The 22,550-nt window shown below is 62.8% G+C and carries 16 protein-coding genes, 2 tRNA genes and 1 pseudogene; 12 read left to right on the forward strand and 7 right to left on the reverse strand.

The window, feature by feature from the left end:
* Window positions 1-132: 132 nt before the first annotated feature.
* From CK620_RS01170 to CK620_RS01185, 3 genes are all read right to left on the reverse strand, one after another.
* Window positions 133-690, reverse strand: coding sequence for an Lcl C-terminal domain-containing protein (locus CK620_RS01170; protein ID WP_095548765.1), 558 nt, complete (start codon window positions 688-690; stop codon window positions 133-135).
* A 22-nt stretch (window positions 691-712) separates the two neighbouring features.
* Window positions 713-2,140, reverse strand: a complete 1,428-nt coding sequence (locus CK620_RS01175; protein WP_095548766.1) for an Lcl C-terminal domain-containing protein — start codon at window positions 2,138-2,140, stop codon at window positions 713-715.
* Between the two features lie 660 nt (window positions 2,141-2,800).
* On the reverse strand, window positions 2,801-4,966 hold the full coding sequence (locus tag CK620_RS01185; protein ID WP_238945960.1) for a DNA repair helicase YoaA: 2,166 nt from the start codon (window positions 4,964-4,966) through the stop codon (window positions 2,801-2,803).
* A gap of 154 nt (window positions 4,967-5,120) precedes the next feature.
* Here CK620_RS01185 and CK620_RS01190 point away from each other — a divergent pair.
* Window positions 5,121-5,197, forward strand: a tRNA-Pro gene (locus CK620_RS01190).
* 170 nt (window positions 5,198-5,367) lie between these two features.
* Here CK620_RS01190 and queF read toward each other — a convergent pair.
* Window positions 5,368-6,243, reverse strand: a complete 876-nt coding sequence (queF, locus tag CK620_RS01195; protein WP_095548768.1) for an NADPH-dependent 7-cyano-7-deazaguanine reductase QueF — start codon at window positions 6,241-6,243, stop codon at window positions 5,368-5,370.
* Between the two features lie 30 nt (window positions 6,244-6,273).
* Complete coding sequence (locus CK620_RS01200) at window positions 6,274-7,359, reverse strand: branched-chain amino acid aminotransferase (RefSeq protein ID WP_095548769.1); 1,086 nt, start codon at window positions 7,357-7,359, stop codon at window positions 6,274-6,276.
* Window positions 7,360-7,715: 356 nt separating this feature from the next.
* Between CK620_RS01200 and CK620_RS01205 the strand changes: the two genes are divergently transcribed.
* From CK620_RS01205 to CK620_RS01255, 11 genes and pseudogenes are all read left to right on the forward strand, one after another.
* Window positions 7,716-7,806: transfer RNA gene (locus CK620_RS01205), tRNA-Ser, on the forward strand.
* A gap of 342 nt (window positions 7,807-8,148) precedes the next feature.
* The gene (gene gmk, locus CK620_RS01210) at window positions 8,149-8,814 is read left to right on the forward strand and encodes a guanylate kinase (RefSeq protein ID WP_238945995.1); all 666 of its coding nucleotides are present in this window, start codon (window positions 8,149-8,151) and stop codon (window positions 8,812-8,814) included.
* An 85-nt stretch (window positions 8,815-8,899) separates the two neighbouring features.
* The gene (gene rpoZ, locus CK620_RS01215) at window positions 8,900-9,103 is read left to right on the forward strand and encodes a DNA-directed RNA polymerase subunit omega (protein WP_095538330.1); all 204 of its coding nucleotides are present in this window, start codon (window positions 8,900-8,902) and stop codon (window positions 9,101-9,103) included.
* Window positions 9,104-9,458: 355 nt separating this feature from the next.
* The gene (locus CK620_RS01220) at window positions 9,459-11,705 is read left to right on the forward strand and encodes a RelA/SpoT family protein (protein ID WP_420894190.1); all 2,247 of its coding nucleotides are present in this window, start codon (window positions 9,459-9,461) and stop codon (window positions 11,703-11,705) included.
* A 204-nt stretch (window positions 11,706-11,909) separates the two neighbouring features.
* Window positions 11,910-13,718: a translation elongation factor 4 gene (gene lepA, locus CK620_RS01225; RefSeq protein WP_095541379.1), complete on the forward strand. Its 1,809-nt coding sequence runs from the start codon at window positions 11,910-11,912 to the stop codon at window positions 13,716-13,718.
* A gap of 5 nt (window positions 13,719-13,723) precedes the next feature.
* A complete protein-coding gene (gene lepB, locus CK620_RS01230) occupies window positions 13,724-14,698 on the forward strand; it encodes a signal peptidase I (RefSeq protein ID WP_095549076.1) in 975 nt (324 codons plus the stop codon).
* Window positions 14,699-14,785: 87 nt separating this feature from the next.
* A complete protein-coding gene (locus tag CK620_RS01235) occupies window positions 14,786-15,205 on the forward strand; it encodes a DUF4845 domain-containing protein (protein ID WP_238945962.1) in 420 nt (139 codons plus the stop codon).
* Between the two features lie 42 nt (window positions 15,206-15,247).
* Window positions 15,248-15,910, forward strand: a pseudogene (gene rnc / locus CK620_RS01240) (ribonuclease III); the annotation flags it as partial.
* A 146-nt stretch (window positions 15,911-16,056) separates the two neighbouring features.
* Window positions 16,057-16,995, forward strand: coding sequence for a GTPase Era (era, locus tag CK620_RS01245; protein ID WP_095549078.1), 939 nt, complete (start codon window positions 16,057-16,059; stop codon window positions 16,993-16,995).
* 171 nt (window positions 16,996-17,166) lie between these two features.
* Window positions 17,167-17,886: a DNA repair protein RecO gene (recO, locus tag CK620_RS01250; RefSeq protein WP_238945963.1), complete on the forward strand. Its 720-nt coding sequence runs from the start codon at window positions 17,167-17,169 to the stop codon at window positions 17,884-17,886.
* Between the two features lie 92 nt (window positions 17,887-17,978).
* Window positions 17,979-18,176, forward strand: coding sequence for a hypothetical protein (locus tag CK620_RS01255; protein ID WP_143325855.1), 198 nt, complete (start codon window positions 17,979-17,981; stop codon window positions 18,174-18,176).
* Between the two features lie 29 nt (window positions 18,177-18,205).
* Here CK620_RS01255 and hemH read toward each other — a convergent pair whose 3' ends face one another.
* Window positions 18,206-19,264, reverse strand: a complete 1,059-nt coding sequence (hemH, locus tag CK620_RS01260; RefSeq protein ID WP_095548773.1) for a ferrochelatase — start codon at window positions 19,262-19,264, stop codon at window positions 18,206-18,208.
* Window positions 19,265-19,440: 176 nt separating this feature from the next.
* Complete coding sequence (locus CK620_RS01265; RefSeq protein ID WP_095548774.1) at window positions 19,441-22,524, reverse strand: putative bifunctional diguanylate cyclase/phosphodiesterase; 3,084 nt, start codon at window positions 22,522-22,524, stop codon at window positions 19,441-19,443.
* Between the last annotated feature and the right edge of the window lie 26 nt (window positions 22,525-22,550).

The following is a 22,550-nucleotide window of genomic DNA, read 5'->3' on the forward strand; positions in this document are numbered from 1 at the left end:
CTTCGCTGCCCGCAAAGTGCTGTCAATAAAGCCCAATCCAAACCATCGTAGCGTTCTGTTACATAAAATTTATTTGCAATTTAGCGCCCGACCATAAAAGCACAGCGCCACAAGCAACCGAAATTGAAGATTCTACGGGCCAGATCGCACTAAGCGCACCGCCGTTTTTATGCTACGCTCGTCACCACTTGCATTTCCATACTCAAAATTTACATACCAAGCAAGCTCAGAATAACCGAAGTTACCAGGAGTTGAAGACCAGAATTCAATTGGCGGCGTTTGAGGAAAAATATTTTTATTAATGGATGGAAAAGAGCAACCCTCATCCACCAAGGAGCTAAGCTCCTTTATATTCGGCAAGCGCCATTGATTGGCTAGATTTTTTGCATATTGAAGAGCTTCATCGTGGGTCATCAAATTTGGGACTCCAGTACAGGTTGTGCCGTTCCAAACCTGTCCTACGGCGCACCGCCCCCAAATCAAGCCGGTTCCGGTGTCTGTCACCTCTGCCTCATTAGGAATAAAGCGATTAAATGTATCGCTTGGGCAAGCGCTGAATACTGGAGTGGCAGCAAAAATTGCTATCAATGCAACCATAGTTAAGTGCCCGCTAGAGGCGGAAAATAATTTTCTCATAAATTCCCCATCATTTTTAAAAAGAAGATTGCGGTGATTTTTTTCAGAAGCCATAATATTCTCCTACTTATTAAAATCATGAGGTACGGCGCACCAGGCGAACGTAATTTTGACGCACACGGGAACCCGAACTAAAACTACCAACGCGTCCATAAAAGAAATCTACAGTCCACATATAACTCACATCTTCAGCAAAAATAGAACCAGTCCAAAACCATCCGTTCGTAGAATTAATAAACCATTGAGAATCAATTGTTGGGCCAGCAAAAGATTTGCTGTAGTCCACCAGGCTTTGCAGCTCCCGCACGGTGGGCAGGCGCCAGTCGTTGAAGCCGCACAGGCCCTGGGCGTTGACTGCCGCCACGTAGGCGCTGGCATCGCCCGGCTGGTTGTTGTCCAGGTTGGTGTAGCGGTTTGCGTAATGCCGCAAGTGCCCGCTTTGGTTGAGCTTGCCTTCCCAGATCAGGCCGGTGGTGTTGTCCTTGACGCATTCGGTCTTGTCGTAATGGCCGCCGCCGGGCTTGGGTACGTGGGCATAGCTCATGGCGTTGATGTGGCGGCGCATGCCGTCTTGCTTTTCCGCGCCGCTCAGGGCAATGGCCTCGGGGCTGTCGCAGGCCACCAGGTCGTTGCTGCCGGCCCGGTAGCACTGCTGGCCGGTGATGCCGGTGTGGGGCAGCTTGGCGGGGCTGGCCGCGCCCGTCTTGCGCACGGTGATGCGCACCTGCACGCCTGCGCCGGGGGCGGTTTGCGTGAACTCGGCCCGCACGATCTGGCCGGGGGCGGCGGCAGTGCCCGGCGGCTGGGCGATGACGGCGCTGCCCGCATGGGCGGGCGGGGGCGCGCCCAGGCCCAGCGCGCCCAGCGCGATGGCGCCCAGCAGGCCCAGCGGAGCGCTGCCGCCCATGCCCGGCCCATTTATGCGCCCGTTCATGTGCATGCCCTGGCGGCCGCGCCAGGCCAGCGCGGCCAGGCCCAGGGCCAGCAGCAACCAGGCCGTGCCGCCCAGCGTGGGCACGGGCTGCACGCCGCCGGGGCTGCCGCTGCCCAGCAGCCCGCCCAGGCTGCCGCCCAGCACGCTGAGCACGTTGCCGCTGACGGTGGAGGTGAGCATCACCCCCTGCGGCGCGCTGGGGAACAGCGCCGCAGGCAGCGTGCCGGTGAGGATGAGTTGCTGCGCATCCTGCGGATCGGGGGCCACGGCCCAGCCGCTGGTGGCAAAGGGCGCGGGCGCTTGCAGCGCGCCGCCGCTGCATTCGGCGCTTTGGGCCTGGGTGACGGCCAGGCTGGCGTCGTCAAAGGCAATGCGCACCTGGCGCTCGAAGCCATTGATGGCCTGGCCGGCGGCCACGGTGTGGCAGCCGGTGGCGGCGGAGCCGTCCAGATCAAAGAAAAAGTCAATCTGCACGGGCGCGGCCTGGGCCGCCAGCGGCAGGGCCAGGGCCGCGCCCAGCGCGGCGGTGTTCAGCCAGCGCAGGGCGCGCTGGCGCAAGGTGGGGTGCATGGGGTGGCTCCTTCAGGCAAGTGAGGGGGGGACAAGGGGAACAAGGGGTGGCGCCATGCAGGCCAATGGCAGATGACGAGGGGAAAAGCCCAAACGCAAAAACCCGGCAACGCGCAAGGCGTGGCCGGGTGGGCGAGAGATGGCGATGGAAGCAGGCGAAAAGAATTTCGCCTGGCAGGGAACTTTTACGGCACGCGCATCAAATCGCTGCGTGCTGCGTGCTGCGTGCTGCGTGCTGCGTGCTGCGTGCTGCGTGCTGCGTGCTGCGTGCTGCGTGCTGCGTGCTGCGTGCTGCGGCGGTCAGTTCCCAGGTATTCATGGGGCTGCAATTGTAGCCAGGTGCAAGCAGTTGTAATCCATGCGACAGCCCATTTTTTGCGCAAAGCGCCTCAGGAAAACCCTGGGTGCTGCAGATGTTGGCCGCGTTGTGCGCCTTGCTGCCCATCCCGACCTTGGGGCGCGCGCCAGGCGCGGCGCATTGGAGGGCAGGTTCTCAAGCCCATGCCTGTCAAGGCCTTGCCCTGTTGCGCTCGGCTTCACCAAACTGTGCGGAAATACTGTTTCGCGCAGAAACCGCCGCGCCGCTCAATGCCCCGCCATGCCGGCTTGCGTCGGCCTGACGGAATCGGGCCTTGGTGCGCATTGCCAAGGGCGCGGCGGCTATGTCTGGGCGTCGGCTGCGTCAGCATCGGCCGTGCCGTCACTGGCCGTGCTGCCGCTGGCCGGGGCGGCGGCGTCTTGCTGGTTGCGTGCGGCCAGGCGGCGCACGGCTTCGGCAAAGCCGCTGCGGCTGCGCATGCGCGCCATGGGCGGCAGGTTGGCCAGCAGCTGCCGGCCATAGCCCTTGTGCACGATGCGCGGGTCGCACAGCACCAGGATGCCCTTGTCCGTCTCGGTGCGGATGAGCCGGCCGGCGCCTTGCTTGAGGGCGATGGCCGCCTCGGGGACGAACAGCCGGGTGAAGGCGTTTTCGCCCTGGGATTCGTAGCGCCGCGCCCGCGCCTGCACCAGCGGGTCGTGCGGCGGCGGGAAGGGCAGTTTGTCGATCACCACCAGCTGCAAGGCGTTGCCGGGCACGTCAAAGCCTTCCCAGAACGTGGCCGATGCCACCAGCACGCGGCCATGCTGCGTGGCGCTGGCGGGCTGGCGAAAGCGCTGCATCAGGCGCTGCTTGGATTCATCGCCCTGCACCAGCACCTCGATGCCGCTGTCGTTGCCCAACTGCGCGCGCAGCGCATCGCCGATCAGGCGCAAGGCCTTGAGTGTGGTGGTCAGCACCAGGGTGCGCCCGCCCAGGGCCAGTGCGCCTTGCGCGGCCAGCTCGGCCACGGCCTGGCCATGGGCCTGCACGTCGGACGGCGCGGGCATGTCCGAAGGCACGTACAGCATGGATTGGCGGGCGAAGTCAAACGGGCTGGGCACTTGCAGAATGCGCGCGGCCTCCAGCCCGCAGGCTTGGGTGAAGTGGCTCAGGCTGGCATCGGCGCCCAGGGTGGCGGAGGTGAAGATCCAGGCATGCGATGGCGCAGGCAGGGCGGGCGTGGCGGCGGCCAGATCGGCCTGCGGGGCATGGCCATCGGCGTTGGTGTTGGGGCTGGCATCGGCGGCATCGCGCGCTTGGCTGTCTGCGCCCAGGCGCCAGTGCGCGCGCATGTCTTCGGCAATGTCCAGCGGGCTTTCCACCATGCGGATGGTGACTTGCCCGACTTCCATCCAGCGCACGCGCCCCAGCCTGGCCGAGCCGGCAAACAGGCGCGCCTTTTGCCAGTGGGCATGGCAACGCTGCTCCAGGCGGGCCAGCTCCGGGGCGGAGTCCTTGACGGTTTGCAAGGCGTCGTGCAGGGCGTGCAAGGCATCGGCCTGGGCCTGCAGGGCTTGCTGCCAGGCCTGTGGGGCGATGCCTTCGGGCGCGCCCTCGTCCCAGTTCAGACGCAGGTTGCTGGCCTCGCCCACGCAGCGCATCCATTGCTTGCAGGCTTCGTCCACCTCGAACACCAGCTGGGCCCAGTCGCCCAGGCCGCGCGCCAGCTTGTTGCAGGTGCGCAGGGTTTCGCGCGCGAAGTCCAGCAGCTGGGAGTTGCTCCACTGCTCGCCCAGGAAGTTGACGCCGGTTTCATTGAATTGGTGGGCCTCGTCGATCACCACGGCGCGCACGCTGGGCAGCAGCTCGGCCATGCCGCTTTCGCGCACCTGCAGGTCGGCAAAGAACAGGTGGTGGTTGATGACCACCAGGTCTGCGGCCAGGGCCTGCTTGCGCGCCTTGTTGACGTAGCACTGCGCAAAGCTGGGGCATTGCGAGCCCAGGCAGTTCTCGCGCGTGGAGGTCACCAGCGGCAAGTGCGGCGAGCGTTCGGTAAAGCCGGGCATCTCGCTCATGTCCCCCGATTGCGTGGTGTTGGCCCAGCGCCGCACGCGGGCCAGCCAACGCAGCTGTGCTTCGCCGCTGCCATCGAGCTCGGATTCGGCCAGCTCCAACCGGTAGGGGCACAGGTAGCTGCTGCGCCCTTTGAGCAGCGCGGCCTGCAAGGAGATGCCCAGGGCCTTGCGCAGAAATGGCAGGTCGCGAAAAAAAATCTGATCCTGTAGGGCCTTGGTGGCAGTGGATACGAGAATGCGCTCGCCGCTGAGCAGGGCAGGGATGAGGTAGGCAAAGGTCTTGCCCACGCCCGTGCCGGCTTCCACCACCAGCGCCCCGCCGTCGCTCAAGGTCTGGGCCACGGCGCGGGCCATGAGCAGCTGGCCTTCGCGCAGCTTGTAGCTCGGGTTGGCCTTGGCCAGCGCCCCCTCAGGCGCGAAAGTGGCATCGACGATTTCAGGCAGATTCATGGGCTGGGCAGGCGGCAAGAGGGCGATTGTCGCCAAATTTCCCGGCAAGTAGCGCGCAAGCCAGAACTTGCCAAAACCGGCCCCGAAAACAGCATAGAATACGCGCCGCCGTGGAGGCGCTGGCCATCGCACCGCTGTGCTGGCCGGTTGGTATCGGGGTGTAGCTTAGCCTGGTAGAGCGCTACGTTCGGGACGTAGAGGCCGGAGGTTCGAATCCTCTCACCCCGACCAGTTTCCACACAAACATTGCACGTTTGCGGCCCTTGTGGGACACGGCGTTGGAGCAAAGCCCAGCAGCATCTGCCTGGGCTTTTTTGTTGCCTGTCGCTGGGGGAGGGGCCTGCTTGCGGCAGGCCATTACGGCCGCCCACGCGGGGCGAGGCGTGGCAGGCGCTCCAGGGCTATTGCCGGGCCGTGCGCCAGTTGCGCGGTGCGGTGTGGGGGCTGCTGCTGCGCCAGGGGTTGATGTCCAGGCCGCCGCGCCGGGTGTAGCGCGCATAGACGCTCAGCTGTGTGGGCTGGCAGCGCTGCCAGATGTCCAGGAAGATGCGCTCCACGCAGTTTTCGTGAAAGCCCGTGTGGTTGCGAAAGCTGACGATGTACTGCAGCAGCGCGGCCTGGTCGATGGGGGCGCCGGTGTAGCGGATTTGTACGCTGGCCCAGTCGGGCTGCCCGGTTACGGGGCAGTTGCTTTTGAGCAGGCGGCTGCACAGGGTTTCGCTGACAGGGGGCTCGCCCTGAGCGCTGCGCAGCAGGTCTGGCTGCGGCGTGTAGTGCTGGCATTCGACGTCGAGGCGGTCGAGGTCGATGCCGTCGAGCTCAGCCAGTTGCTCGGCGCCGAAATCGGCGGCTTCAACCAGTTGCACGCCGATGCTCGCTTGCTGCCCGCTGCCGCGCCAGGCGGCTTCGGAGATGTCATCGAGCAGGCACTGGCGCAGCGCGGCGCTGTCGGTAAAACGGTGGTTATTCAGGCTGTTGAGGTAGAGCTTGAGGGACTTGCTTTCGATGATGTTGGGCGTCTCGCACGGGAACACCAGGTGGGCGATGGCCACCTGGGGCTTGCCGCGCGGGTTGAGCCAGCTCAGCTCGAAGGCGCTCCAGATGTCGGCGCCGATGAATGGCAGGCGCTTGGCCGAGCCAAGGCCCAGTTCCGTGCGCTGCGCCGCACGCGGGATGGGATAGAGCAGCGTGCGGTCGTAGCGGCTGGGGTAGTTGACCTCGCGGCCCAGCGGCAGGGCGCTGGCACAAGGAGCGGAACTGGGCGCTGGCGTGTTCATCGCGTGATACTGCTTTGATTGAACAGACGCTCAAGCCAGGGTGCGAACCCAGCCGCGGGTGTCGGGCAGCTTGCCACGTTGCAGACCCAGCAGCTGCTCGCGCAACGCGCTGGTGACGGGGCCGCTTTCGCCATTGCCGATGCTGAAGCTGCCGCCCTCGAACTGCACTTCACCGATGGAGGCCACCACGGCTGCGGTGCCGCAAGCAAAAACTTCCGTGACATTGCCGCTTTCGACATCGGCACGCCATTCGTCGAAGGCGTATTTGCGCTCTTGCACGTCGATGCCCTGGCTGCGGGCCAGCTCGATCAGCGAGGCGCGCGTGATGCCTGGCAGGATGGTGCCCAATGGGGTGGTGAACAGGCTACCGTCCTTGCGCACGAAAAAGATGTTCATGCCGCCCAGCTCTTCGATCCAGCGGTGCTCGGCGGCATCGAGAAAGACCACCTGCTCACAGCCGTTTTGCTGCGCCTGGGCCTGGGCGATGAGGCTGGCGGCGTAATTGCCACCGCACTTGGCCGCGCCAGTGCCGCCTTCGGCCGCACGCGTGTACTGCTGCGAGACCCAGACCTTGACCGGCTTGGGGCCGTTCTTGAAATAGTCGCCCACGGGCGATGCGATCACGCAGAAGGTGAACTGGTGCGCTGGACGCACGCCCAGAAACGGTTCGCTGGCGAACATGAAGGGGCGCAGGTAGAGACTGCCGTTGCCGCCGGGGATCCAGTCCTTGTCGATGCGCACGAGCGCTTCCACGGCTTCGAGGAACACGGCCTCGGGCAGGGTTGGCATGGCCATGCGTTGTGCCGAAGCATTGAAGCGACGGGCATTTTCATCGGGGCGGAACAAGGTGATGCGGTCGCCTTCGCCACGGTAGGCCTTCATGCCTTCGAAGATCTCCTGGCCGTAATGCAGCACGGATGCTGCAGGGTCGATGGAGAACGGCGCACGCTTGCGGATGCGCGCATCGTGCCAGCCACGGTCCTTGCTCCATTCGATCGTAGCCATATGGTCGGTAAATGCCGTGCCAAAGCTGCCTTTGGCCAGAATGGCCTCGCGTTCTGCCGCGGGGGTTGGGGTGTCGCTGGGCAAGACCTCGAACTTCAACGCATGGGACATGGAAAAACTCCTGACAGAGGGTGAAAGAGCGGGCCTGCCCATCGGTGGGATGCAGGCCTGAAACTGGGGTGTGGCGCTTGTGGTAATCAATTGCAATTGCTTGTGAGGCAAGCTCTTGCAACTGCCCGAAAGCACAGTTTTTTCGTGCTGTACGGGGATGGAATGCAGGCGCCAAGCAAACAGCTGCACATGATAGTCGCAGCGCAGACCTTCCATCGCCTGAGCGGGGGAGGCAGGCAGCAGGGTGCGGGTGGTGTGCGGCCCAGGCCGGGTTGGCGCGCCCAGCGTCAAGAATGCGCTGAGATCACGGATTTTTTGCAGGCCTTGCTGAATCGGCTACAATGCGCGGCTTTTCCGGAGAGATGGATGAGTGGTTTAAGTCGCACGCCTGGAAAGCGTGTGTGGGTTAATAGCCCACCGCGGGTTCGAATCCCGCTCTCTCCGCCACGTGGCTTGGCCCATGCTGTTGAGTAATGATTGACAGCATGCGTGCTTCGAATTGCCAATCCTGTGCTCATTGACGATCTGTACACCCCATGCATCAAACCCTTGTAATTCGCTGCGAGTTACAAGGGTTTTCTCGTTCTATGTGGTGACGGATTGGGTGTGGCTTTGATGGCCACAGCCGAGCGCCGGTCTTTTCTGGCTCGATCCTGGCTGGCGTCGTGATTTATCGCTAACCCCCTGTGCCCAGGCAAATCCCGGGCGATTGCTGGCATTGCTATGGCCTCTTCCAATTTGCACACCAACTTGTCTGAACCGCTGTTGCCGGCAGAGGCATTGTCTGAGGTGGCTTCTGCGGCGGAGGCAGGGGCGGCGGGCAGTGATGAGGCTGAATATCCAGGCAATTTGTTCGTGGTTGCAGCGCCCAGCGGGGCGGGAAAATCCAGCTTGGTCAAAGCCTTGCTTGAACTGGATACGAGGGTGTTTCCTACGGTGTCGCACACCACGCGTGCGCCGCGCGGGCAGGAAAAGCATGGGCGAGAGTATTTTTTCATCCCCGCTCATGAGTTCGATGCCATGGTGGCAGCCGATGCCTTTATCGAATGGGCGAATGTCCATGGCAACCGTTATGGCACGGCGAAAAAGGCTGTTGAAGACCGCATTCAGCAGGGCGCCGATGTGGTGCTGGAGATTGATTTCCAGGGCGCGATGCAAATCCGCAATGTCTTTGCCAACGCGGTGTTGATTTTCATACTCCCACCCAGCTTGGAGGAGTTGCGCTCCCGTCTGGAGCGACGCGGCGAGGACAGGCCTGACGTGATTGAGCTGCGCATGCGCAATGCCCGTGTGGAAATGGCTCAGGCTGGCAATTTTGATTATGTGATCATCAATGATGTGTTCGAGCGTGCGTTGTTTGATCTGAAAAGCATCGTGCATGCACAGCGTTTGCGCTACAGCGCGCAGCAGCGCGCCCAGGCGCAGGTGTTTCGTGCATTGGGAATACAGGCCTGATTAGGCAATATGTTTTATTCTTTCTTCTCGGCAAGCAATGCAGTCTTGCTGTTGCATGCGGAAGATTCTTTGAAGTGAGGTTCTTATGGCTCGTATTACTGTGGAAGACAGCTTGGCGCAAATCCCCAATCGGTTCCAGTTGGTGCTGGCAGCGACTTATCGCGCCCGTATGATCAACCAAGGCCACACGCCCAAGGTGGAAAGCAGCAACAAGGCGGCGGTGACGGCTCTGCGTGAAATCGCGGACGGGAAAACTGGCATCGAGATGCTGCGCCGAGTCCCTACCTGATGCTGGCGGCTGGTTGCTGCGCCGTGCAATAACGATGCCCGCTCATACAGCGGGCATTGCGCATTTTGCAGGGTAGGGATCTGCTGCGGTGGCAGCCAGTCGATGCGGTATGGATTGCGCTGGTATTGCGATGCTGCAACGCTTCAGCCTGCATGGCCTGCGCAGTGCATGGACGGGGGCGTTGTTGCGGCGTTCTTGCGTTAAGATCGTAAAAAATGCTTGAAAACGTGGCAACGCAAAGAGTGTTTTTTGATGCCTTGCGTTGCCTGCGTGCGATGGCTGCAGCGGGTGGTTGGCGCGCCATCCCTGCCGGTTCCCAACCTTGCTCGGTGTCCACTTCTTCCAGACATGTACGATGAAAACGGCAGACCAGGTAGATTCTGCAGGCCAAGAGCCTGCGATGTCGGCGGAGCATGAGGCCCTCGTGGCCCAGACGTTTGCTGCGTTTGCCAGCACTGTCGAGTACCTGAGCGAGCAGGATCGCGCCCGTGTGGCCGATGCCTTTGCCTTTGCCAAGAAAGCGCATGCGGGCCAGTACCGCAACAGCGGAGAGCCCTACATCACCCACCCGATTGCCGTTGCCGCGCTGTGCGCGCAGTGGCGTTTGGATGCCCCGGCGCTGATGGCTGCGCTGCTGCACGATGCCATGGAGGATTGCGGCATCGTCAAGCAGGACATCGCACAGGCCTTTGGCGCGGATGTGGCCGAACTGGTCGATGGGCTGACCAAACTGGAAAAACTCGAATTTCTCTCGCGCGAGGAAAATCAGGCGCAGTCGTTTCGCAAGATGCTGCTGGCCATGGCCAAGGATGTGCGCGTCATTCTGATCAAGCTGGCCGATCGCACGCACAACATGCGCACCCTGTCTCTGGCGCCGCGCAGCAAATGGGCGCGCATTGCACGGGAGACGCTGGAGATCTATGCCCCCATCGCCAGTCGGCTGGGCGTGAATGCTGCATGCCGGGAGCTGCAAGAGCTGGCGTTTGCCCATTTGTACCCTTGGCGCTGCCAGACCCTGACCAAGGCGGTGGAGAAAGTCCAGCGCCGCCGGCATGGCATGGCGCAGAAGATCCGCGCGGAGCTGGAGGCTGCCTTTGCCCAGCGCGGCATCCCCGTGCGGCTTTTGGAACAGCAGCAGGAGCTCTATCAGATCTATCTGCAAATGACCCGCAAGGGCATGAGCTTTGCCAAAGTCAATGACATCTTTGGCGTTCAGGTGCTGCTGGAGGATGTGAGTGCCTGCTATGCAGGCCTGGGGGTGCTGCATCAGACCTACCGCCCTGTGCCTGGCCATTTTCGGGACTACATCGCCAATGCCAAGCCCAATGGCTACCAGTCCTTGCACACCACTTTGCAAGGCCCTTCCGGGGTGCAGGTGGAGGCCCAGATACGCACCGAAACCATGCACCTGGTGGCTGAGGCGGGCATTGCGGCGCATTGGCTGTACCAGTCCCAAGGGCTGGATGGGTTGCTGGCCGATCAGCTCAATGGCCGTTGGCTGGCCTCGATGCTGGAGATTGAAAACTCTTCGGCCGATGCGACGGATTTTCTCAACGACGTCAAGGTGGATTTGCACCCGGCCTCGGTTTACGTCTTTACACCCAAGAACCAGGTAGTGACGCTGCCCGTGGGCGCCACAGTAGTGGATTTTGCCTACGCCATTCACAGCCGCGTGGGCGATCACATCGCCGCGGCACAGGTCAATGGGGCGGCGGTGTCGCCGCATACGGTGTTGAAAAACGGCGATACGGTGCAGATCATCACTTCTGAGCAGGCAAGACCACAGCTGGGCTGGATCGAGTTCGTCAAGACCGGGCGGGCACGCTCACGCATTCGAAGCTATTTCAAGCACGTGGATCAGCAGGAAGGGCTGGCGCTGGGCCAGCGGCTGTTCAATCGAGCTCTGCGCGTGGCCGGTTATGCGGCGTTGCCTGCGCCGGAGACCGAGCAGGCGCAAGCCATTTGGCGGCAGCTGGGGGTTTTGTACCAGGGCAAGTCGCGCGAGCAGTTGTTGCTGGAAATGGCGCACGGCCGTTTGATCGCTGGCGAGCTGGTGGCGCAGATAGGCCGTTTTCTGCAGGACGTGGGGCTACGCCCGGATGCGTTGGTCATGTCCAAGGAGCGGATGGTGGCGCAGCAGGTTGCGCCGGTCGTGCTGGCCGTTGGCGGGGCCGATGGCGCGCCGGCGCGCTATGCGGTTTGCTGTCGCCCATTGCCGGGCGATGCCATCGCAGGGCAGCTGGTCAGTGGCCGCGGGCTGGAGGTGCACCGTCTGGAATGCCCTGTGGGCCAGCGCCGTCGCGACAAAGAGCCTGCGTCGGCCATGGCGCTGGAGTGGGTGGATGAGCCGCAGGCCGAGTTCGATGCCACGCTGCTGCTGCATTTGCGCAATACCCAGGGAGCCTTGGCTGAGGCCGCCTTGGCGGTTGCGCGCGCCGGGGTCAATATCTTGCGACTGGAGATGCTCGAGGAAGGTCGGCTGGAAATTCTGGAGGCGCGCATGAATGTGGCTGTGCGCAACCGAGGGCATCTGGAGCAACTGTTGAAAAACCTGCGCCGCGTCCGCTCTGTACAGCGCGTCGAGCGCTTCATGGCTGAGTAGGCTGCGTTTCCCGGCGCACTGTGGCAGCGTCAGGCACAGTAGAATCCAGGCGCTGTCAGACAGGGCTGGCGGGCTCACACTCGGTGTATTGGATTGTTTTTTTGAGCTCAAGCCCCATGGCCAGTTCTCCAGGCATTGCGTGCGCGTCGGGCCCAGGCGCGCTTTTTCGTGCGCGCCAGCCGGTACGCGCTCTTATTTTTTGACATGAACCATATTCGCAACTTCTCCATCATCGCCCACATCGATCATGGCAAGTCCACACTGGCTGATCGCCTGATCGAGTACAGCGGTGGCTTGAGCAAGCGTGAGATGTCCGCCCAGGTGCTCGACTCCATGGACATCGAAAAGGAGCGGGGCATCACCATCAAGGCCCAGACGGCGGCCTTGCACTACAAGGCCAAGGATGGCCAGGTCTACAACCTGAACCTGATCGACACGCCCGGCCACGTGGACTTCTCCTATGAAGTCTCGCGCTCGCTCTCGGCTTGTGAAGGGGCTTTGCTGGTGGTTGATGCCTCGCAGGGTGTGGAAGCGCAGACCGTAGCCAATTGCTACACGGCACTGGATCTGGGCGTGGAAGTGCTGCCCGTGCTCAACAAGATGGACCTGCCCCAGGCCGACCCCGAGCGGGCCAAGGCCGAGATCGAGGACGTCATTGGCATCGATGCCTCCGAGGCCGTGCCGGTCTCGGCCAAGACGGGCATGGGCATCGAGGAAATCCTCGAGCTGATCGTGCAAAAAGTGCCGCCGCCCAAGGGTGATGCGCAGGGGCCATTGCGCGCCATGATCATCGACAGCTGGTTCGATGCATACGTGGGCGTGGTGATGCTGGTGCGCGTGGTCGATGGCCAGCTGCGCAAGGGCGAGCGCATCCGCCTGATGGCCACCGGAGCTGTGTACGAGGCAGGCAGCCTGGGCGTGTTCACGCCGGCGTCCTCGCCGCGCGAGCTGTTGCAGGCCGGGGAGGTGGGCTTTGTCATCGCCGGCATCAAGGAGCTCAAGGCCGCCAAGGTGGGCGACACCATCACGCTGGAGAAAAAGCTGCCCAACAATGCCGGGCCGGCCCAGCAGCCGCTGCCGGGCTTCAAGGAAATCCAGCCGCAGGTGTTTGCCGGCCTGTACCCGACCGAGGCCAACCAGTACGACGCGCTGCGCGATGCGATGGAGAAGCTGCAGCTCAACGACGCGGCCTTGCAGTTCGACCCGGAAGTCTCGCAGGCTCTGGGCTTTGGCTTTCGCTGCGGTTTTCTGGGCCTGCTGCACATGGAGATCGTGCAGGAGCGCTTGGAGCGCGAATTCAACCAGGACCTGATCACGACTGCGCCCAGCGTGGTTTATGAAGTGGTCAAGTCCGATGGTGAAGTCGTGATGGTGGAAAACCCCTCGAAGATGCCCGATGCGGGCAAAGTGCAGGAGGTGCGCGAGCCCATCGTCACCGTGCATTTGTATCTGCCGCAGGACTACGTGGGCGCGGTCATGACGCTGTGCAATCAAAAGCGCGGCATCCAGCTGAACATGGCCTACCACGGCCGGCAGGTGATGCTGACCTACGACATGCCGCTGGCTGAGATCGTGCTGGACTTCTTCGACAAGCTCAAGTCCGTCAGCCGCGGCTATGCCTCGATGGACTACGAATTCAAGGAATATCGGCCCTCGGATGTGGTCAAGGTTGACATCCTGCTCAATGGCGAGCGCGTCGATGCGCTGTCCATCATCGTGCACCGCAGCCAGGCACAGTACCGAGGCCGGGCGGTGGTGGCCAAGATGCGCGAGGTCATCGACCGGCAGATGTTCGACGTGGCCATCCAGGCGGCCATCGGTGGCCAGATCATTGCCCGCGAGACCGTCAAGGCGCTGCGCAAAAACGTGCTGGCCAAGTGCTACGGCGGCGACATCACGCGCAAGCGCAAGCTGCTGGAAAAGCAAAAGGCTGGCAAGAAACGCATGAAGCAGATCGGCTCGGTGGAAGTGCCGCAGGAGGCCTTCCTGGCGATTTTGCAAGTTGAGGATTGACGCAAGTGAAAGCAATCGCTGTTCTGACCGGGGCCCTGCTGGCGGGCGTCGCTGCTTATCTGCTGTTGTGGCTGACTGGGCAGATCGAAGGCAATTTCCCCCTGCTGCTGATGCTGGCCACGCTGGTGTCCGGTGCGTATTGGCTGGCCGAAAAGCTGTACTTTCTGCCGCGCCGCCGCCGCCAGGCGCAGCAGCTGGTGCAGCAGCTCAAGGAGAGGCACAGCGCCTTGCAAGCCCAGGGCGTGGTCACTGAGGAATTGGATGTGGCAGCTGCCGCCAACCAGGTGCTGCGCCAGCCCTGGTGGCTGGACTGGACTGCCGGGCTGTTTCCCGTCATCGCGGCGGTGTTTGTGCTGCGTTCCTTCGTCTACGAGCCATTTCGCATTCCCAGCGGCTCCATGATCCCGACGCTGCAGGTTGGGGATTTGATTCTGGTGGATAAGTACACCTACGGCCTGCGCCTTCCTGTATGGAATGCGGCGCTGACTCAGGGGCGTCGACCCGCGCGCGGTGAAGTTGTGGTGTTCCGCTACCCGCCCAACCCGCGCATGGACTACATCAAGCGCGTGATTGGTTTGCCTGGTGATACGGTCAGCTACCACAACAAACGATTGACGGTCAATGGCCAGGCGGTCAACTCCGTGCCGCAGCCCGATTACTTCGACAAGGACTCCGTCATCCATGCCAAGCGCTGGGAAGAAACCCTGGGCGGTCGCACCTACGAAGTGCTGAACAATCCGCAAATGCCAGCCATGGTGATGGGGGCGGGCGATTTCCCCTTCCGCGACCAGTGCGAGTACAGCGTGGAGGGCGTGAGCTGTCGCGTGCCTGAAGGGCATTACTTCGTCATGGGCGACAATCGCGACAATTCGCTCGATTCGCGTGCCTGGGGCTTCGTTCCCGATGCCAACATCGTTGGGCGCGCCGTAGTGGTCTGGATGAATTTTTCAGACTTGGGTCGCGTAGGTAAAATTCAGTAACTGAATCGGCGCAGCCCCTGTGCCGATGGTGTTTTGTCGAACGCATTCATTGATGGCCAACCGGCTGCGCACTGCAGCCGCGCTGGCGTGAAAACCAAAGAGGGACTTGCTGTGCACGCACTGAACAACACAAAAAAAGCCACCACGATTTCGCTGGCGCAACGGCAGCGCGGCATGTCATTCATCGGCTTGTGCATGCTGGCTGCGATCATCGTGTTTCTGGGCTATGTGGGTTTCAAGTCGGTGCCCGTTGTGACTGAGTACGCGGCCGTTCAGCGGGCTTTGAAGAAAGCTTCGGAGGGCGGCACGGTGCTTGAAGTGCGGCAATTGTTCGACCGCCAGGCCAGCATCGATTATCTGGATCAGTACGCCAATCCTCTCAGCTCCAAGGATCTGATCGTCAGCAAGAAAAACGACTCGGTGGTCGTCGAGGTGGAGTACGACCGCGAGATCCCACTGGTGGGGCCAGCTTTTCTGGTTTACAAGCTGCATGCCAGTTCCCATTGAGGGCCTGGCGGCAGCGGCTGTGGAGCAGTTCTTTTGAGCAATATGGGGTTGGAGCGGCTGGCGCGCAGCCTGGGATGGGATGGCACCGACTGGACCTTGCTGCAGCAGGCTTTGACGCATCGCAGCTTCAGTGCCGACCACAATGAACGCCTGGAGTTTTTGGGCGATGCAGTGCTCAATCTGTGTGTGTCGCGCTGGCTGATGCAGCGCCTGCCGCAGGCCAGCGAGGGCGAGTTGTCGCGCACGCGGGCCAATCTGGTGCGAGAGCAGTCTTTGCACCACATTGCGCTGGGCTTGGGGTTGCCTGGATTATTGCGACTGGGCGAGGGTGAGAAGAAGTCCGGCGGGCAGCAGCGCCCCTCGATGCTGGCCGATGCGCTGGAGGCTTTGCTGGGAGCCGTGTTCTTGCACATGGGCTTTGCCGCCGTAGAGCAGCTGGTGCAGCGCTTGTTTGCACAGGTGGATCTCTCGACCAGCGCCCAGACCCACGCCAAGGATCCCAAGACGCGTCTGCAGGAGCTGCTGCAAGGCCGCTATCTGGCCCTGCCGCATTACGAGCTGCAGGAGGTGCGAGGCGCTGATCATCAGCAACTGTTCGTCGTGCAATGCACCCTGCAAACCCCGCCGCTGCAGGCAAAAGGCCAGGGGCCTTCGCGCAAGGCGGCGGAGCAGCAAGCGGCTGAGCAATTGCTTGAGCAATTGCAGCAGCATGGCCAGTGGCAGGCCAAAACCAAGCAGCGGCGGGCAACGACCGCAGTGCCCGTGCGCACCGGGCGTGCGCCTACAGCGCCGTTGCAGGGCAAAGGCAAGAAACGACCAGGATCGACTGGGAAAGGATGGGTGGCGTGAGCATGATGTCTTCTTCTGAGCCTGCGGTGCAGGGCGGCGCCGACGCGCCGCAGCGCTGCGGCCTGATTGCCCTGGTCGGGCGCCCCAACGTGGGCAAGTCCACGTTGATGAATGCACTGGTGGGGCAGAAGGTCAGCATCACTTCGCACAAAGCCCAAACCACGCGCCATCGCATCACTGGCATTCGTACCGAAGGCCAGGCGCAGTTCGTGTTCGTGGATACGCCGGGCTTTCAGACGCGCTACCAATCGGCCCTGAATCAATCCCTGAACAAGGCGGTCACGGGCACGATCTCTGACGTGGATCTGGTGCTGTTCGTGGTCGAGGCGGGCAGCTTCTCGCTCAAGGACGCCCAGGTGCTGGCCTTGCTCAAACAGCGCATTCCGACCATCCTGGTGGCCAACAAGCTCGACACCGTACACCGCCGCTCCGAGCTGGCGCCGTGGCTCAAAAGCATGCAGGAACGCCATGATTTTGCGGAGTTCGTGCCCATGTCGGCCAAGGATCCCAAGGATGTCGCCCGCCTATTGGCTGTGTGCGAGCGTTATCTGCCTGAGCAGCCCTGGTGGTACGACGAGGAAGAGCTCACTGACAAGAGCGAACGCTTTTTGGCGGCCGAGATCGTGCGCGAAAAGCTGTTTCGTCTCACCGGCGATGAGCTGCCCTACACCTCGACCGTGTTGATCGACCGCTTCTTGGAAGAGCCTGGTCGGCAGGTGCAGCGCATGGTGCGCATTGCTGCGAGCATCGTCGTCGAGCGCGAAAGCCACAAGGCCATGGTGATTGGCGAGAAGGGTGAGCGCCTCAAGCGCATCGGCAGCGAAGCGCGCCAGGATCTGGAAAGGCTGCTGGATGCCAAGGTTTTTCTGGAGCTGTGGGTCAAGGTGCGCTCGGGTTGGTCGGACGATGCTGCGCGCCTGCGTGCCTACGGCTATGAGTAAGTTGGGCCAGCTGCAGGCATGATGACCAGCGCCGCAGCGCAGGCAGTGGATGGCGCAGCAGATACTGCCATGCCGGCCGGACCGGCAACGCCAATCAGTCGCAGAGGCAGGGGTGCCGCAAGCGCGCTGCCAGCGCGGCGCACACGCCGCATCAGCGGGCAGCAGGCTTTCGTGCTGCACCAGTACCCCTACAGCGAATCCAGCCTGATCGTCGATTTGTTCACCCGCGACCATGGCCGCCTCATGGCCCTGGCCAAGGGTGCGAAAAAGCCCACCTCCAACTTCCGCGCGCTATTGCTGCCCTTGCAGCTGTTGCGCCTGGATTGCAGTTGGCTGGAGCAGGAGCAGGGCGTGATTGCCACGATCCGCAGCGTTGAGCGCGCTGGTGGCCCGGCCGTGCCGCGCGGCGAGCCGCTGCTGGCCGGCCTTTATCTGAATGAGCTGCTGGCCCGCCTGTTGGTGCGCGGCGATGCCCATTCTGCCGTCTTCGATGCCTACCAAATGACCTTGCATGTGCTGGCCAGTGCGCCAGGCCAGGCGCTGGAAGTGCTGCTGCGGGCCTTTGAGCTGGTGCTGTTGCAACAGCTGGGCATGCTGCCTGATCTGACGGTGCAGACTCAGGATCAGCAGCCGCTGGGCGAGCGCAAGCGCTATGCGCTCATCCCTGAAATGGGCCTGCACGAAGTCTGGGATGGTCGGCGCAGTCTCTCGGGCCAGCAGTGGCAGACCATAGCCCAGGCGCTGGCTGGCCCCCAGGCGCTGGCTGCGTGTATGCGCGCGCTGGGGGATGCCGCCGCCGATCTCAAGCCCCAGTTGCGCGCAGCTCTGGCCCATTACCTGGGCGCGGAGCTGCACACGCAGCGTCTGATGCGCGGCCTGCGCACGCTGTAGCGATGGGGCAAGTCATGGGGGTGGCGCAATTCCTTGCCCATGTCGGGGCCTTGCTGTTGCCAGCCTGGGCAGTGGCCGCGCTGTTGGTGGGGATGAGCCGTGCCCTGCTGCGCCGCGCGCGCTGGCGCATGCGCTTCTGGGTCAATCTGCTGGCCGCTGGCTTGCTTGGCTCGCTGGTGCTGTTGGCGGGCTTGTTGTTCAGCGGTGAAGACGGGCGCATGGGCAGCTACGCCGCCTTGCTGCTGGCCTTGGCGAGCCTGCAGGCCTGGGCGGCTGGGCCTCAGCGGTAGCACACCCGTGCCTATCGCAGGGGCGCAGGTTACCAGTGGGCCGTATTGCGCAGCACCAGGTCGCGCAGGGCGCTGATCCAGGCCGGGTGGTCGTTCAGGCAGGGGATGTAGCGAAATTCCTGCCCCCCATGCGCCAAAAAGGCCTGGCGCACTTCCATGTCGATTTCTTCCAGGGTTTCCAGACAGTCGCTGGAAAAACCGGGGCAGATCAAATCCACCGTCTTGACGCCCTCGCGCGCCAACTGCTCCAGTGTGGGCTGGGTGTAGGGCTGAAGCCATTGTGCAGGGCCAAAGCGAGACTGGAATGTCACGCGGTATTGCGCGGGCTGCAGGCCCAGCTGCTGCGCCAGCAGGGTGGCGCTTTGCTGGCATTGCTGCGCATAAGGGTCGCCCTTGGCCACGTTGCGTGCCGGAATGCCGTGGTAGCTCATCACCAGCACTTCAGGCCGGCCATGGGTCTGCCAGTGCTCCAGCGTGCGCCGAGCCAGGGCGGCGATGTAGCCGGCATCGTCGGCGTAGTGCTTGACGATGCGCAGCTCGGGCATGTTGCGCTTGCTGCCAGCCCAGGCGTGGGCCTGGTCGATGACGCTGGCTGTAGTGGTGGCCGAATACTGTGGGTACAACGGCAGCAGCAGCATTTTTTCCACGCCCAGGGAGTGCCAGCGCTGCAGCTGCGCAACGATGCCAGGTTGCCCATAGCGCATGGCCGCTTGCACGTCAACATCGTGCAGCCCAGCTTCGCCCAGCCAGCCGCGCAGCATCAGAGCCTGCTTGCGTGTGTAGTTCAGCAGGGGGGAGCCACCTTCTTCAGGGCGCCAGATTTTTTCGTATTTGCGAGCCGACTCCTTGGCGCGCAGCGGCAGAATGGCCAGCCGCAGCAGGGGCTGCCAGAGCAGCTGCGGCAGTTCGACCACGCGCGGATCGCTGAGAAATTCGGCCAGGTAGCGTTTGACGGCTGCAGGCGTTGGCGCATCGGGTGTCCCCAGATTGCACAGCAGCACTCCCAGGCGAGGCGTAGAGGCGCTGAAAGAGGCCGGTGCAGCGGCAGCTCCGCCGTGGGCAGTGGTATGTGGGGCAGTGGTTGGCATGAAGCTGTCCGGCAGCGAGGGCTGCGCAGCAGAAAGAAGGGTTGTGCGGTCTGGAAGTGCCCAGCGGGTCTGGCAATGTGACACAGATCCGCCGGGGGCTTGATTGGAGCACACATTCGCACTGCATATGCAGATCTGGGGCCACAGGCGCTGGTGTGCTGGGCTGGCCCGACGGTTTATGTCTGGGCGCCGTGAATGAATTGGCTTTCAAACTCGCCAACGGGAAGGGGCTTGCTGATGAAGTAACCCTGCCAGTGATAGCAGTCGTAGGACTTGAGGATTTCTACCTGAGCGGCCTCCTCGACGCCTTTGGCCATGGCCCTGATGCCCAGGTTGTGGCAGAGCTGAACGATGCCGTGCACGGTGCGGGCATTTTGTGTGGCGCTGCCCAGGTCACGCACGATGCGGTAGTCGATGCCGACTTCATCCAACGGCAGTTGCTGCAGCAGTTTCAGCGAGGATTCGCCCCTGCCGAAGCCGTCCAGCGCAAAGCCCACGCCATAAGCGCGCAGCTGGCGTATGCAGGCAATGGATTGGGCCAGATCATGTTGCAGCACCTCTTCCGTCAGCTCCAGCACCAGGCGATGCGCTGGGGCCGAGGTGCTGGCAATGGTTTGCAGCACCATGGCGGCAAAGTTGTCCTGCCAAAACTGCTTGGCGCTGATGTTGATGGACAGGCTCAGGCTTGCCGTCCGAGGGTGCTGGGCCCAGGTGGCCAATAGCCTGCAGGCCTGGGCCAGCACCCAGTGGCCCAGAGGCACGATGAGGTTGCTGTGCTCTGCCGTGGCGAGAAACTGCTCTGGCTCGATGACTTCCTGGCCCTGGCCGCTGCGCCAGCGCAGTAGCACCTCGGCGCCAGTCAGTTGGTGATTGCGTACCTGCGGTTGCAAATACAGCACGAACTGTTGCATGGCAATGCCAGTGCGAATACTTTCTTCGAGCAGCGCATTGGCGTTGACTGCGGCCTGCATATCCGGATCGAAAAAACATGGCTCCTTGAGCTGCTGGCGATGGGCTTGTTCCAGCGCCTGATGCGCATGCTGCCAAAGTGTGTTGGCGCTTTCAGAGCTTTGCCCGTGGAATAACACGATGCCAAGAAAGGCCTTGAGGGCGATGCTCTGCCCGCTATGCCGGAATGGCGCCTGCATGGCGTGCAAGATGGTATAGCCCAAGTCCTTGCTTTGGTGCATGGCTTCGCTGCCATGGGGCGTGGCAGTATTGATCAGCAGTGCGAATTGGCCCGGCCCCGTATGTGCCAATGTTTGCCCCAACGGGCAGCAGGCTTTCAGACGGGCAGCCACCTCGCGAACCATTGGCGCGGCCCAGCTGTGCTCCTGCAGGTTATGTGCCTCGCTCAGCGGGGCCACATCCAGCAGCAGCAAGGCGCCGTACTGCTGCTGCACGGTGCCTTGCAGGGCTTGTTGCAGGCGGTCAAGCAGCAAGAAGCGGTTGGGCAGGCTGCTGATGCGGTCGTACAGCGCCTGCAGTTGCAGCGCATGCTGCGCGCGCTTGTGGGCGCTGACATCCACCAGTGTCAACACCATTTGATCGTCCATGACCAGTGCGGAGAGTTCCAGCGTGACGCTGAGGCCGACCGCATTGACATCTTGTGAGGCGGCCCAGGCAGGCTGCAGGCTGATTTCCACGGGGCGCACGATGCCATTGCCGGCGATGGCCCGGGCCAGCTGCGCGTCCCAGCGCTCACGAGCGCTTTGACGCAGGCCCACATCGGCAATGGCGCACTGCCACCACTCCTCCAGGCTTTCGGGCATTGGGGCCTTGAGCTGACTGATGCGCTTGAAGCCTTGGTTCATGAACTGGATGCGCATCTGGTTGTCCAGAATGCACAAGCCCAAGGGCACTTGCTCAAGGATGGCCGCCTGCCGCTGGATGCGGCGATTGAGCTGCGCCTGCAGGGTGCGCGTCTCGCTCTGGTCGCGCATGATGACCAGCCTGTGCCCTTGCAAAGCGCTGGCGCCGTGTGGCTCCTGGGGGCTGATCTCCAGCAAATCCACCCAAACCACATGCCCCAGACTGTGCAGCAAGCGCAAATTGGCGATGCGCCCATAGCGATAGCGCGTGTCGCCGGCTTGTTGCTGCTGCAGTGCTTGAGGCTGGTGCAGGCGCTGCACGTCCTCCGGGTGGGCCAGGCTGGCCAGCGTCAGGCGCTGCATGCTGTCCTGGCTGTAGCCCAGCAGCTGTGCCAGCCGGGGGGAGACGGAAATGAACTGACCGGCCGCGCCTTCCACCTCAGCCACGGCCAGCAGCGGGTGGTTAATCAGCGCCAAATAATGCTCGCGGCTGTCACTGGCGTATTCGCGCCAGCGTTGCATCTGCAACTGCGCGCGCCGCATGAGCCAGGCGCGCAGCAACAGATACAGCAGCAATGCCAGCAGTGCGATCAGGACGGGGGGCCACAGTACGTATTGCCCTGCGTCATGGGCGGAGTTGGCAGGGGTGGTTGCTGTGGGCAGTGAATCGGCCCCGACAGCGCTGCCCGGCGGTGGCGCGGTGAAAACCAGCTCCAGCGACTGGCCCAGGATTGTTAGCCGGGTATGCAGCTGCTCTTGGCGCCATTGCTGCTCTGGCCAAGTCGATGGCTTGCCACTGTCCCCTTGCTGCGCAGCGGCTGCCTGCTCCAGATACAGGCCCTGCGGCAAGCTGGGATCAAGCCCCAGATTGCGCTGAACCTCGCGCAGCCAGCTGTCATAGCGCAAATCCAGCGCCAGCAGTTGATGCTGGGGGCCGGCGGCAGTTTGGTGCAATGCTGGTGTGAACAGCGTCAGGCCCTCGGGCCGAGCCAATGCTTGCGGCATGGGCGTCAAAGGCTGGCGTGCGGCAGCCCAGAGCGCCGCATCATCCGGGGGCAGCACGGCCAGGTCGGTGGGCGGCGCTGGCAGCAGGCGCAGCGTGGAGGCATTGATGAGGCTGGAGTTTTGCTGCGCGGCATCCCATTGCGTTTGCAGCAACGCAGTGTCCTGCGCGGGATTGCCGCTCAGCTTGGCTTGAATGCTGTGCAGCATGCGTGCATAGCCCTGGGCGCTGATCTGCAGGGCGTAGGCATAGCGCAGCGCCTGGGTTTGCGCCTGAGCCTGCACGGCCTGCTGCTGCAAGAGGCTGCTGTGCTTGTGCAGCCAGAACAGGGCCACCAGCACGGCAACGGTGGCCATCAGGCCTGCCAGCCGGTACAGGGTGCGCAGCAGGCCCAAACTTTGCGTGGGCGGCGGCGCGGGGGAGAGGGGCGTGATGGGCGGGCTCACAAAGCAGGCTGCGCGGCTGGGCGAAG

This window comes from Vandammella animalimorsus, from assembly GCF_002285285.1.
GTDB classification, from domain to species: Bacteria; Pseudomonadota; Gammaproteobacteria; order Burkholderiales; family Burkholderiaceae_C; genus Lampropedia; species Lampropedia animalimorsus.